Raw genomic sequence first — 11722 nt, forward strand, 5'->3', positions numbered from 1 at the left:
GCCGGTCAGGGTGCCGGGTCCACCTGCACGCTCGGGGGCAACGGAGACGGTTCAGGCTGGCGTGAGCGACGCAGGATGGAGAACGTGATGGCGCCGAGGCCGAGCACCGCAACGCCGGAGACAACGATGAGCAGCCGGCGGGACCGCTTGGGTTTGCGGGCATCGGCGATCACCTCGGGCAAGCTGGTCACCACGTCCTGGGCGGCCGCCAGCTCGCGGGCCACCACGTCCTGGGCGGCTTTCAATTCACGGCGCAGCTGACTCTTGGCGTACTGGCGCCGAATCCCGGATGCGGTGGCGCACAACGATTGTGCGCTCAGGCCCAGACTGCCACGGGCGATGTCGACCGGCCCCGCCGCGGTGTGGGCTAGTCCGCGGCCGAGGCGCTGGCGCGGAGTCAACCGAGCGTCGGTTCTGAAAGTCATCGGGGTGCCTCTCTGGAGGGAAACACAAGCCTGCCATGACACCGTAGGCACACGGGCCGAAAGCGGCGCACTGCGGGTGCCGCCAGAGCGAAATGCGGCGAGTGGCAGACTGGGAAAGGTGACTAGCTCCATACAGACTGCCACTGCAACGCTGCACACCAACCGCGGCGACATCAAGATCGCGCTGTTCGGCAACCACGCCCCCAAGACCGTCGCCAACTTCGTCGGCCTGGCTCAGGGCACCAAGGAGTACTCGCGCGAGAACGCTTCCGGCAGCACGTCCGGACCGTTCTACGACGGGGCGGTGTTCCACCGGGTGATCGACGGCTTCATGATCCAGGGTGGCGACCCCACCGGCACCGGCCGCGGCGGCCCGGGTTACCAGTTCGCCGACGAGTTCCACCCCGAGCTGCAGTTCGACAAGCCGTACCTGCTGGCCATGGCCAACGCCGGGCCGGGCACCAACGGCTCGCAGTTCTTCATCACCGTCGGCAAGACGCCGCACCTGAACCGTCGGCACACCATCTTCGGTGAGGTCGTCGATCCCGAGTCGCAGAAGGTGGTGGATGCCATCGCCACCACGGCCACCGATCGCAACGACCGCCCGAACGAGCCGGTGGTCATCGAATCGATCACCATTTCTTGATGTGATTTCGGCGCGCCCGTAACCGCTGACCGGTTACGGGCGCGCCGAAGTCCCAAAACCGGCCGCGGTGAGGGCGTCGAGCACCTCGAGCGGGCTGGTCCCCAAGTCCCACCGCGTGAACACGTGCAGCCGGTCGTCGGTGGATTCGATCTCGAGTAACTGATTCTTGCGGCCGATCCGCCTGAACTCGGTGATGCGGATCAACGAGATGTCAGCGCGCTCCAGCACCCGCGCCGAGAACCAGCCGCGAATCTGTAGCCCAGCTTCGGTGATAGCCAGCTTGGGCCGTGCACGCCACGAGAAGCTTGCAAACACAATCAGACCCAGTGCGGCAACCCCCACCAGAAGACGGCCCGGCGGGTCTGTGACCACAGTCACACCGGCGATAGCCATCAGCACACCCACGGCACCCAGAGCTGCGACGCCGATTGGTTTGGGTCCCCAACTAGTTTGCTGGGCAGAAGTCATACAGCGCCTCACCACCACAGACAGAGTTATCCACAGGTGCTATCCACAATGGGGATGAATCACACGCGTGTGATTGAGCAAGTCATGGTTGCCGGGCCGTCAATATCCCACGCGCACAATTGAATTCAAAGAGGCCCACTCAACTGTCACCGCCACCGCATCGTCAGCAAAAGACCGGTGATCATGAAAGCAAAAGCGATCGCGTAGTTCCACGGCCCCAGATCCGCCATCCACTGCAGCTCGGACGAGGCCAGTTGGTACACCAGCAGCCAGGCCAGGCCGATCAGCATCAGGCTGATGAAAAACACGACGAACCACACCGGTGACGGCCCGGCTTTCACCTTCACCGGGGTGCGGCTGACCGGGTTGACGGTGAAGTCGTTCTTCTTGCGAACCTTGGACTTGGGCATGGTTACCTTCGTGGGCAGTCAAACGGGTGCGACGATGGATACGGACCAACGACGAGCGTAGCCCAGGGGGCCCGCTTGCCGAGAATCTCGCCGCCGAAGGACACCATGGAATCGCAGCCCACCCGAACCCGCGCCGGTGTGTGGCGCTGGGGTGTGCCGGTGGTGTGCCTGCTGGCCGGTCTGCTGTTGGCGGCCACGCACGGCGTGTCCGGCGGCGACGAGATCCGCCGCAGCGACGCTCCCCGCCTGGTGGACCTGGTGCGCCAATCCCAGCGGTCTGTGGACCGCCTCAGCGCCCAGCGCGACGAACTCGCCGCGGCCGTCGACAACACCCACGGCGGGTCCTCCGACCGCGCCCTGGCCGCCATGGAGCAGCGGGCCGCGGAGCTGTCCGAAGAAGCCAGCGTGGACCCGGTACACGGCCCAGGCCTGGTGGTCACCCTCACCGACGCGCAGCGCGACGCCAACGGGCGCTTCCCGCGCGACGCCTCCCCCGACGACCTGGTGGTGCACCAGCAGGACATCCAGGCGGTGCTCAACGCCCTGTGGACGGCCGGCGCGGAGGCCATCCAGATGCAGGACCAGCGAATCATCGGCACTTCGGCACCGCGCTGCGTCGGCAACACCCTGTTGCTGAACGGCCGGACCTACAGCCCGCCCTACACCGTCACCGCCATCGGCGACGTCGATGCCATGCAGGCCGCGCTGGCCGATGCCCCGCTGGTCACGCTCTACAAGCAGTACGTGGTGCGCTTCGGCCTCGGCTACACCGAGCAGGTGAGCGACGACCTCGAGATCGTCGGGCACACCGCGCCGCTGCGGATGCGCTACGCCCAGCCGATCGGGCCGATCGGCTACTGAAGACCCCGCCACCAAAAGGCCAGGTAGCCTGTCTTCCGTGCGTGTCCTCGTCGTCGACAATTACGACAGCTTCGTGTTCAACCTCGTGCAGTACCTCGGCCAGCTGGGCGTCGAGGCCGAGGTCTGGCGCAATGACGACCAGCGGCTGGCCACCGATGCCCTGATCGCCCAGGCTGCCGCCGACTTCGACGGCATCCTGCTGTCCCCCGGCCCGGGCACCCCGGAGCGGGCCGGCGCCTCCATTCCCCTGGTCCGTGCGACCGCGGACACCGGCACTCCCCTGCTCGGTGTCTGCCTGGGTCACCAGGCCATCGGGGTGGCGTTCGGCGGCACCGTGGACCGGGCACCTGAGTTGCTGCACGGCAAGACCAGCACCGTGTTCCACACCAATGTGGGGGTCTTCCAGGGCCTGCCGGACCCCTTCACGGCCACTCGCTACCACTCGCTGACCATCCTGCCCGAGACCGTGCCTGATCAGCTCGAGGTGACGGCGCGGACCGAGAGCGGAGTGGTGATGGGCGTGCGGCACGCCGAGCTGCCCATCCACGGCGTGCAGTTCCACCCGGAGTCCATCCTCACCGAGGGCGGCCACCGCATGCTGGCCAACTGGCTCGCGGTGTGTGGGCAGGCCCCCGACGAGGGCCTGGTCACCCGGCTGGAGACCGAGGTGGCCGACGCAGTAGCTGCGGCTACTGCGCGAAGCTCAGCGTGATGTTGGCGTCGTTGTTGACCGCTTCCCCGGACGCGGGGTCCTGAGTCACGACCCCATTGGTGGGCACACCGCTGTTCTGCGCATTCGGCAGCTTGATCATGGTGCCCGTCCAGCCGAGTGAGCGCAGCAACGGCTGAGCGTCGTCCCAGAACTGGCCCCGCAGGTTCGGCATGGTGAACTGGTTGCCGCGTGACACCTGGATCTGGACCACCGTGTCGACGGGGACGTTCTGCCCCGCGGCCGGGTTGGTGCCGAGGATGGTGCCCGCGGGCCGGGTGCTGTCGACGTCCACCGGCGTGATGTTGGTGAAGCCGGTCTGGGTCAGCACCGTCCGGCAGTCGTCGACGCTGAGCCCGGTGCAGTCGGGCACCACGCGGCTGCCCGGTCCAGAACCGATGACCACCGTGATTTGGTTGGTGATGGCCGAGGTCTGGTTGGCCGGCGGGTTGGTCTGCAGCGCCCGGTCCTTGAGCTCCGGGGTGGATACCGACGCGCTGCGCGTGACGTTCTCGAAGCCGGCCTCGTTGAGCCGCTGCCGGGCGTCGTTGTAGGACAGCCCGGAGACATCCGGCACCGACCGTTGCTCGGGGCCGGTGGAGATGTTCACGGTGATCTCATCGCCTGCGGCCACCGACGCTCCGGAAGCCGGATCGGTGCCGATGACCCGGTCCGGGGGGACCTCGGAGTCGGGCTGGTTCTGGGTCCGGGTGCGGAACCCGGCGTTCTGCAGCACCACGATGGCGTCGTCGGCGGACTGACCGGTCACGTCGGGGACCTGGACGGCACGTGTCTCGCCCCCGAGGAAGTTGATCGCCAGCGTCACCGCCACGGTCAGCACCGCCAGCACCGCGACGGCCACCACCCACTTGGCCACCGACCCACCCGAGCGGTCCTCCGGCGGCGGCTCGACGTAATGCGCCTGGGCACGGGACAGCTGATCGGTGGCCTCGCGGTCGCGGGGTGCCACCGGGGAGGTCAGGAACGACGTGCGCTCGGCGTCGGTGAATACCTTGGGTGCTTCCGGGGGCTGCCCGGAGTGCACGCGGACCAGGTCGGAACGCATCTCCGCCGCGCTCTGGTAGCGATTGTCCGGGTTCTTGGCCAGCGCCTTGAGCACCACGGCGTCCAGCTCGGGCGGAATGGAGGAACGGCGGGCCGACGGCGGCACCGGATCCTCGCGAACGTGCTGGTACGCCACGGCCACCGGGGTGTCCCCGACAAACGGCGGCTCACCGGTGAGCACCTCGTAGAGCACGCAGCCCAGGGCGTATACGTCGGAGCGGGCGTCCACGGACTCGCCTTTGGCCTGCTCGGGTGACAGGTACTGGGCCGTGCCGATGACGGCGGCGGTCTGGGTGACGCTGTGGGAATCGGCCAGCGCGCGGGCGATGCCGAAGTCCATCACCTTCACCGCGCCGGTCTTGGAGATCATGATGTTCGCCGGCTTCACATCGCGGTGGATGATGCCGTGCTGGTGACTGAAGTTCAGTGCCTGACAGGCGTCGGCGATCACCTCGATGGCCCGCTTGGGCGGCATCGGGCCGTCGTTGTGCACGATGTCGCGCAACGTCACACCGTCGACGTACTCCATGACGATGTACGGCAGCGGACCAGTTGCGGTCTCGGCCTCGCCGGTGTCGTAGACCGCCACGATGGCCGGGTGGTTCAGCGCGGCCGCGTTCTGCGCCTCACGGCGGAAGCGCAGGTAGAAGCTGGGGTCACGGGCCAGGTCGGCGCGCAGCACCTTCACGGCGACATCGCGGTGCAGACGGGTGTCGCGGGCCAGGTGCACCTCGGACATCCCGCCGAAGCCGAGGATCTCGCCGAGCTCGTAACGCCCGGACAGCAGCTCAGGGGTGGTCATCGCACTATCTCGTGAGGCTCATAGAGCAGGTCGGTCACCAGGAAGGGCTGCCCTGGCTTTTCACCAGGATTACCGATCTGCGCGTCCGGAGTCCAGTTCGACGGCGTGGCGGGGGCCGGTTCGGTGCTGTCGGGCTCCCCCGGCGGCGGGGGTGTCACGGTGTCGGTCACCGTGGGCGGCGTCTCGTTCTGGTCCAGGTTGTTCTCGCGGGCGTTGACCACGATGAGCACCGCGATCACGATCGCGAGCGCGCCGAGCACACCCGCCGCCCACAGCAGGGCCCGCTGGCCGCTGGAGAAGGTGCGCCGGGCCGGCGGCGGCCGGTGGCTGCCGGAGGCGGGCCGCGCACGGGTGCCGGCCGCGCGGGCATTGGTGGGCGGGCCGGCCGGGATCCGGGGCGACGATCCGGGGATGGCCGCCGGCGCAGCGCGGCCGATGGTCGGAGCCTGGTTGGGACGCGGTGGACGCCGGCCCGCGCGGACGGCGGCCACGGCGTCGGCGAACGGCCCGCCGCTGCGGTAACGCATGCCGGGGTTCTTCACCAAGGTGATCTCGATGAGCTCGCGCACGTTGGGCGGCAGATCCGCCGGCAGCGGTGCCGGGGTCTCCTTGATGTGCTTCATCGCCACGGTCAGGGCGCCGTCACCGGTGAACGGACGCTTGCCCGAAACCGCTTCGTAGCCAACGACTCCCAACGAGTAGACGTCGGAGGCGGCGGTGGCGTCATGGCCCAGGGCCTGCTCGGGGGCGATGTACTGCGCGGTGCCCATCACCATGCCGGTCTGCGTCACCGGGGCGGCGTCGACGGCCTTCGCGATGCCGAAGTCGGTGAGCTTCACCTGCCCGGTGGGCGTGATCAGGATGTTGCCCGGCTTGACGTCGCGGTGCACCAGCCCGGCGGTGTGGGCCACCTGCAGCGCGCGACCGGTCTGCTCCAGCATGTCCAGGGCGTGGCGCAGCGACAGCCGCCCCGTGCGTTTGATCACCGAGTTCAACGGTTCGCCGTTGACCAGTTCCATCACCAGGTAGGCAGTGCGGCCTTCGCCGTCCATCTCGGTCTCACCGTAATCGTGCACGCTGGCGATCCCGGGGTGGTTGAGCATCGCGACGGTGCGGGCCTCGGCGCGGAACCGCTCGACGAACTCCGGGTCCGACGAGTACTCGGCCTTGAGGACCTTCACGGCGACGCGTCGACCCAGCCGGCTGTCGACGGCCTCCCAGACCTGGCCCATGCCGCCGGTGGCGATCAGGCGCTGCAGGCGGTAACGGCCGGAGAGCGTCACTCCAACGCGGGGACTCATCTACGACCCTCCCTGCAATGCTGCCGCGATCACCGCGCGTCCGATGGGTGCCGCCACGGCGCCACCGGTGGCATCAAGGCGATCGCCGCCGTTCTCGACCAGCACGGCGACGGCCACCTTGGGATCCTTGGCGGGCGCGAACGCGATGTACCACGCGTGCGGCGGGGTGTTGCGGGGGTCGGTACCGTGCTCGGCGGTACCGGTCTTGGATGCGATCTGCACGCCGGAAATCGCCCCTCTCTGCTGTGTGTTCTGCTCGGCGGCGACCATCAAATCCGTCAGTTTAGTCGCGACCTGCGCAGACACCGCACGCCGCTGCTCAGTGGGTGCGGTGGTGCTGATGTTGGACAGATCGGGCGCCTTCAGGCTGTCCACCAGGTACGGGGTCATGGTCACGCCGCCGTTGGCCACGGTGGCGGCGACGACGGCGTTCTGCAGCGGCGTCATCGCCACGTCCTTCTGACCGATGCTCGACATGCCCAGGGCGGCGCTGTCGGTGATCGGGCCGACGGTGGATTCGGCCACCTGCAGCGGGATGGTCGGCGGGGGGTCGTCGAGGCCGAAGGATTCGGCAGTGTTGCGCAGCGCCTCGGAGCCCAGCCGCAGACCCAGCTGGACGAACGCCGTGTTGCAGGACCGGGCGAACGCTTCCTGCAGGGTGGCCGTGGGTCCGGAGCCGCAGGGGTTGCCGCCGTAGTTCTCCAGGGTGACGGTGCTGTCCGGCAACGGGATCGACGGCGCCGAGGTGAACTGGTCACCGACGTCGATGCCGTTTTCCAGCGCGGCGGCGGTGGTCACCACCTTGAAGGTGGATCCGGGTGGGTAGCGCTCGGAGACGGCGCGGTTGGTCAGTGGCGAGGCCGGGTCGTCGCGCAGCTGCTCCCAGGCGGCGTTCTGCTTGGTGATGTCGTGGGTGGCCAGCTGATTCGGGTCGTAGGACGGGGCCGACACCAGTGCCAGGATCTTGCCGGTGGCCGGTTCGATCGCCGCGACGGCGCCGACGCACGGGCCGCCGTTGCACCCCTTCTCCATGGCGTCCCAGGCGGCCTGCTGGACCCGGGGCACGATGGTGGTGTCGACGTTGCCGCCGCGCGGGTCGCGGCCGGTGAAGAAGTCGGCCAGCCGGCGGCCGAACAGTCGTTGGTCGGAGCCGTTGAGCACGGTGTCCTCGGCGCGCTCCAGACCGGTGCTGGAGAAGCTCAGCGAGTAGAACCCCGTGATCGGCGCATACACAAAGGGATTCGGGTACGTCCGCAGGAAACGGTAGCGGCCGTCGGTGGACTGTGAGTAGGCCATCAACTGCCCGCCTGCGGAGATCTGCCCGCGCTGACGGGAGTATTCGTCGAGCAGCACCCGCTGGTTGCGCGGGTCGGCGCGCAGACCGTCGGCGGTGAAGACCTGCGTCAGGGTGGCGTTGGCCAGCAGCACGACGATCAACGCCATGATGGTCACCGAGACGCGGCGCAGAGAGGTGTTCATACCTTCGAGATCACCTCGGTGCCCGCGGATGCGATGGGCTGCTGGTTACCGGGCCCCATGATCGGGCGGCGCGCCGCGTGCGAGATGCGCACCAGCAGCGCCAGCAGCAGGTAGTTGGCCACCAGCGACGACCCGCCGTAGGACATCCACGGCGTGGTGAGCCCGGTCAGCGGGATCAGCTTCGTCACGCCGCCGACCACGATGAACAGCTGGATGCCCAGCGTGCAGGCCAGCCCGGCGGCCAGTAGCTTGCCGAAGCTGTCGCGCACGGCGATCGCGGTGCGTAGCCCGCGGATGATGACGATGGCGTAGAGCATCAGCACACCCGCCAGGCCCACCAGGCCCAGCTCCTCCCCCACCGCGGCGATGATGAAGTCGGTGGAGGCGGCGGGCACGGTGCCGGGCTGGCCGTTGCCCAGGCCGGTGCCGAAGATGCCGCCGGTGGCGAAGCTGAACAGCGACTGCACCATCTGGTAACCGGCGCCGTCGGGGTCGGCGAACGGGTCCAGCCAGTTCTGCACCCGGACCTGGACATGGCCGAAGAGGTTGTATGCCGCAATGCTTCCTGCGGCGAACAGCGACAGCCCGATGATCACCCAGGACAGCCGGTCGGTGGCGATGTAGACCATCAACAGGAACGACGCGTACAGCAGCAGTGAGGTGCCCAGGTCTTTCTCGAAGACCATCACGCCGATGGAGACGATCCAGGCGGCCAGCAGCGGCGCCAGGTCGCGTGGGCGCGGCAGGTCCATGCCCAGCACGTGCTTGCCGGCGCTGGTGAACAGGTCGCGTTTGGCCACCAGCACGGCGGCGAAGAACACCAGCAGCAGGATCTTGGAGAACTCGGCGGGCTGAATCGAGAAGCCGGGCAAGCGGATCCAGATCTTGGCGCCGTTGGTCTCGGAGTAGGCGGCGGGCAGCACCGCGGGGATCATGAGCAGGATGATTCCGGCCAGGCCGCACACGTAGCCGTAGCGTGAGAGCTGTCGGTGGTCCTTGAGGAGGATGAGCACCAGGGAGAAGCCGATCACCCCCACCAGCGTCCAGAGCACCTGCTGATTGGCGCTGGGACCCGAGGACACCTCGGCGGCGCCGATGGCCAGGTCGAGGCGGTGGATCATCACCAGACCGAGACCGTTGAGCAGCGCCACCACCGGCAGCAGCAGCGGATCGGCGTAGGGGGCGAATCGGCGGATGGTCAGGTGCGCACCGGCGAACAGCGCCAGGTAGGCCACGGTGTAGCTGATCAGGTCCAGGCTCAGCCCCTGTTCCTGATTGGCTTCCACGATCAGCAGCGCCACCGCGGTGATCACGGTGGCGAAGCACAGCAACAACAGTTCCGCGTTGCGCCGGTTGGGGAGTGGGGGAGTGACGGCTACCGGCGACTGAGGCGCGGTGGTCACGTCGCCGCCCGGCAGTTGACGCCCGGCTCCGGCGCCGCGGTGGGCAGCGCGGTGGCGGTCGGTGACGGCGAGGTGGTGACCGGCGGCGGGGGTGGGGTGGCCGCGGTGGGGGAGGCGGTGGGCTCGGAGTCCTGCGGGGCCGCGGGCCGCGTGGTGGTGGCGGGTGCCGGCGTGGCCGACGGGGACGGCTGGGCTGACGGCGAGGGCGACGGCCCGATTCCCGGTGTGGCAGAGGGGTTCTGGGGCAAGGTTGCCGACGGCGACGGCGACGGCCGGCGGGTGGTGGTGGGCGTCGGCGGGGCAGGGACGACGCACGGCGGCAGCAGCGAGCTACGGGCCCGTTCACGCAGCTGGTCGATGGCCTCGTCGAGCGATCCGCCGGGCAGGCCCGCGGCCACTTGGGTGCGCTCGGACGGGCGCAGGTCCTGCAGCTGCATGAGTCGGCAGTTGAGATTGTCGCCGGCCTGCCCGTAGCTGATCTGGGACAGCTCGTTGCGGTCGTTGAGGCAGCCGAGCAGGTGCGGTTCTTGCAGCGGGATGCCCAGGAACGAACTCTGGATGCCCCGCATCACCGACACGGTGCCGTCGTATTCGGCCACGTAGTAGTTACTGCGGATGATCTGGCGGGTGACCACCAACCCGGCCAGCACCAGCAGCGCGATCACGGTGATGGCGAGGATCAGTCTGCGCCGTGATCGGGGTCTTTTGGAAGGCGGCTCCGGTTGCGGGACAACACGTTTGGCGGCCGCAGCGCGTTTGGGGTTGAAGGCCGCGGCCCGGCCGGCCGCGGTGTTGGGCGCCGGGCCGTCGTCGTCCTGGCCGGACACTGCGCCGGCCAGGATGGGCTGGGTCTGGCCGTAGTCGTAGTCGACCACGTCGGCCACCACGACGGTGACGTTGTCGGGTCCGCCGCCGCGCAGCGCGAGTTCGATCAGCCGGTCGGCGCTGGCGGTCACGTCCTCGATCTGCAGCGCTTCGGCAATGGTCTCGAAGCTCACCGGATCGGACAGGCCGTCGGAGCACAGCAGGTAGCGGTCGCCGGTGCGGGCCTCGCGCATGATCAGCGTGGGCTCCACCTCGTGGCCGGTGAGCGCGCGCATGATCAGGGAGCGCTGCGGGTGACTGTGTGCCTCCTCGGCGGTGATGCGACCCTCGTCCACCAGGGTCTGGACGAAGGTGTCGTCCTTGGTGATCTGGGTGAGCTCACCGTCGCGCAGCAGGTAACCGCGGGAGTCGCCGATGTGCACCAGGCCAAGTCGATTGCCGGCGAACAGGATTGCCGTCAGCGTGGTTCCCATGCCCTCGAGCTCGGGTTCCATCTCGACATGGGCGGCAATGGCGGCGTTGCCGTCGTGGACCGCGGACTCGAGTTTGCTCAGCAGGTCGCCGCCGGGCTCGTCGTCATCCAGGTGGGCCAGCGCGGCAATCACCAGCTGGGAGGCCACCTCACCGGCGGCGTGCCCGCCCATGCCGTCGGCCAGGGCCAACAGCCGCGCCCCGGCGTACACCGAGTCCTCGTTGTTGGCGCGAACGAGGCCGCGGTCGCTGCGGGCGGCGTAGCGCAGAACCAACGTCACGGGCGCAGCTCGATCGTCGTCTTGCCGATTCGCACCGGCGTTGCCATCGGAACTCGTACCGCCGTCGTCACCTTTGCCCTGTCGAGGTATGTACCGTTGGTCGATCCTAGATCCTCGACGTACCATTCCGAGCCTCGCTGGGACAGTCGCGCATGGCGCGTCGAGGCGTAATCGTCGGTGAGTACGAGCGTGGAGTCATCGGCGCGGCCGATCAGCACAGGTTGGGTGCCCAGGGTGATCCGGGTGCCGGCCAGCGCGCCCTCGGTGACCACCAGGTAGCGGGGGGTGGTGCGACGCTGCCGCGACGGCAGCAGCGCGCCCCGGAACGCCATGCCCCTGCGCACCATCACCGCCCCGGTGGGGGCGTAGATGTCGTTACGCAGGATGCGCAGTACCGACCAGATGAACAGCCACAACAGCAGCAGGAAACCGGCGCGCGTCAGTTGCAGCACTAGTCCCTGCATCTGACGTCCTTCCCGTCGCACCCGTATCGAGCCCGCTGCCCGGCACCGTCACGATACTTGGGCACCCACCCACACGAGCGGGAAGCGCACCGCGGTGTGCCGGGGGAGTTGG

The 11722-nt window shown here is 68.6% G+C and carries 12 protein-coding genes; 3 read left to right on the forward strand and 9 right to left on the reverse strand.

Annotated elements, in window-relative coordinates; translation table 11 throughout:
• Window positions 1-5: 5 nt before the first annotated feature.
• The gene (gene cwsA / locus G6N58_RS08455; protein ID WP_068914324.1) at window positions 6-425 is read right to left on the reverse strand and encodes a cell wall synthesis protein CwsA; all 420 of its coding nucleotides are present in this window, start codon (window positions 423-425) and stop codon (window positions 6-8) included.
• A gap of 118 nt (window positions 426-543) precedes the next feature.
• Between cwsA and G6N58_RS08460 the strand changes: the two genes are divergently transcribed.
• Window positions 544-1071 (forward strand): peptidylprolyl isomerase, encoded by a 528-nt coding sequence (locus tag G6N58_RS08460; RefSeq protein WP_068914325.1) that lies wholly within the window; start codon window positions 544-546, stop codon window positions 1069-1071.
• Window positions 1072-1104: 33 nt separating this feature from the next.
• Here G6N58_RS08460 and G6N58_RS08465 read toward each other — a convergent pair whose 3' ends face one another.
• Window positions 1105-1539 carry a PH domain-containing protein gene (locus G6N58_RS08465; RefSeq protein WP_115279037.1) on the reverse strand — a complete coding sequence of 145 codons (435 nt, stop codon included), beginning with the start codon at window positions 1537-1539 and terminating at the stop codon, window positions 1105-1107.
• A 146-nt stretch (window positions 1540-1685) separates the two neighbouring features.
• Window positions 1686-1949 (reverse strand): cell division protein CrgA, encoded by a 264-nt coding sequence (gene crgA, locus G6N58_RS08470; protein WP_068914327.1) that lies wholly within the window; start codon window positions 1947-1949, stop codon window positions 1686-1688.
• A 105-nt stretch (window positions 1950-2054) separates the two neighbouring features.
• Between crgA and G6N58_RS08475 the strand changes: the two genes are divergently transcribed.
• Both G6N58_RS08475 and G6N58_RS08480 read left to right on the forward strand, forming a co-directional pair.
• Entirely contained in the window at window positions 2055-2810 is a 756-nt protein-coding gene (locus G6N58_RS08475) for a DUF881 domain-containing protein (protein WP_115279036.1), read from the forward strand.
• Between the two features lie 37 nt (window positions 2811-2847).
• The gene (locus G6N58_RS08480; RefSeq protein WP_115279035.1) at window positions 2848-3522 is read left to right on the forward strand and encodes an aminodeoxychorismate/anthranilate synthase component II; all 675 of its coding nucleotides are present in this window, start codon (window positions 2848-2850) and stop codon (window positions 3520-3522) included.
• Here the strand turns inward: G6N58_RS08480 and pknB are convergent.
• From pknB to G6N58_RS08510, 6 genes are read right to left on the reverse strand one after another with little or no spacing between them, the layout of a single operon-like run.
• Window positions 3500-5386: a Stk1 family PASTA domain-containing Ser/Thr kinase gene (gene pknB / locus G6N58_RS08485; RefSeq protein ID WP_115279034.1), complete on the reverse strand. Its 1887-nt coding sequence runs from the start codon at window positions 5384-5386 to the stop codon at window positions 3500-3502. The two genes, G6N58_RS08480 and pknB, sit on opposite strands and share 23 nt — an antisense overlap.
• Window positions 5383-6687 (reverse strand): protein kinase domain-containing protein, encoded by a 1305-nt coding sequence (locus G6N58_RS08490; protein WP_115279033.1) that lies wholly within the window; start codon window positions 6685-6687, stop codon window positions 5383-5385. Before G6N58_RS08490 ends, pknB begins: the two co-directional genes overlap by 4 nt.
• Window positions 6688-8166, reverse strand: a complete 1479-nt coding sequence (gene pbpA, locus G6N58_RS08495) for a D,D-transpeptidase PbpA (protein WP_115279032.1) — start codon at window positions 8164-8166, stop codon at window positions 6688-6690. It lies immediately after the preceding gene.
• Window positions 8163-9569: a peptidoglycan glycosyltransferase RodA gene (locus G6N58_RS08500; protein ID WP_115279031.1), complete on the reverse strand. Its 1407-nt coding sequence runs from the start codon at window positions 9567-9569 to the stop codon at window positions 8163-8165. Before G6N58_RS08500 ends, pbpA begins: the two co-directional genes overlap by 4 nt.
• Window positions 9566-11146 carry a PP2C family protein-serine/threonine phosphatase gene (locus G6N58_RS08505; protein ID WP_163908013.1) on the reverse strand — a complete coding sequence of 527 codons (1581 nt, stop codon included), beginning with the start codon at window positions 11144-11146 and terminating at the stop codon, window positions 9566-9568. Before G6N58_RS08505 ends, G6N58_RS08500 begins: the two co-directional genes overlap by 4 nt.
• Window positions 11143-11610 carry an FHA domain-containing protein FhaB/FipA gene (locus G6N58_RS08510; protein WP_115279029.1) on the reverse strand — a complete coding sequence of 156 codons (468 nt, stop codon included), beginning with the start codon at window positions 11608-11610 and terminating at the stop codon, window positions 11143-11145. Before G6N58_RS08510 ends, G6N58_RS08505 begins: the two co-directional genes overlap by 4 nt.
• Window positions 11611-11722 lie beyond the last annotated feature (112 nt).

The sequence above is a fragment of the Mycolicibacterium tokaiense genome, from assembly GCF_010725885.1.
Lineage (GTDB): Bacteria > Actinomycetota > Actinomycetes > Mycobacteriales > Mycobacteriaceae > Mycobacterium > Mycobacterium tokaiense.

Bases quoted from the DNA above. Each gene is read 5' to 3' on its own strand.
- cwsA (WP_068914324.1), bottom strand. From the start codon at position 425: ATGACTTTCAGAACCGACGCTCGGTTGACTCCGCGCCAGCGCCTCGGC.
- G6N58_RS08465 (WP_115279037.1), bottom strand. From the start codon at position 1,539: ATGACTTCTGCCCAGCAAACTAGTTGGGGACCCAAACCAATCGGCGTC.
- crgA (WP_068914327.1), bottom strand. From the start codon at position 1,949: ATGCCCAAGTCCAAGGTTCGCAAGAAGAACGACTTCACCGTCAACCCG.
- G6N58_RS08475 (WP_115279036.1), top strand. From the start codon at position 2,055: ATGGAATCGCAGCCCACCCGAACCCGCGCCGGTGTGTGGCGCTGGGGT.
- pknB (WP_115279034.1), bottom strand. From the start codon at position 5,386: ATGACCACCCCTGAGCTGCTGTCCGGGCGTTACGAGCTCGGCGAGATC.
- G6N58_RS08490 (WP_115279033.1), bottom strand. From the start codon at position 6,687: ATGAGTCCCCGCGTTGGAGTGACGCTCTCCGGCCGTTACCGCCTGCAG.
- pbpA (WP_115279032.1), bottom strand. From the start codon at position 8,166: ATGAACACCTCTCTGCGCCGCGTCTCGGTGACCATCATGGCGTTGATC.
- G6N58_RS08510 (WP_115279029.1), bottom strand. From the start codon at position 11,610: ATGCAGGGACTAGTGCTGCAACTGACGCGCGCCGGTTTCCTGCTGCTG.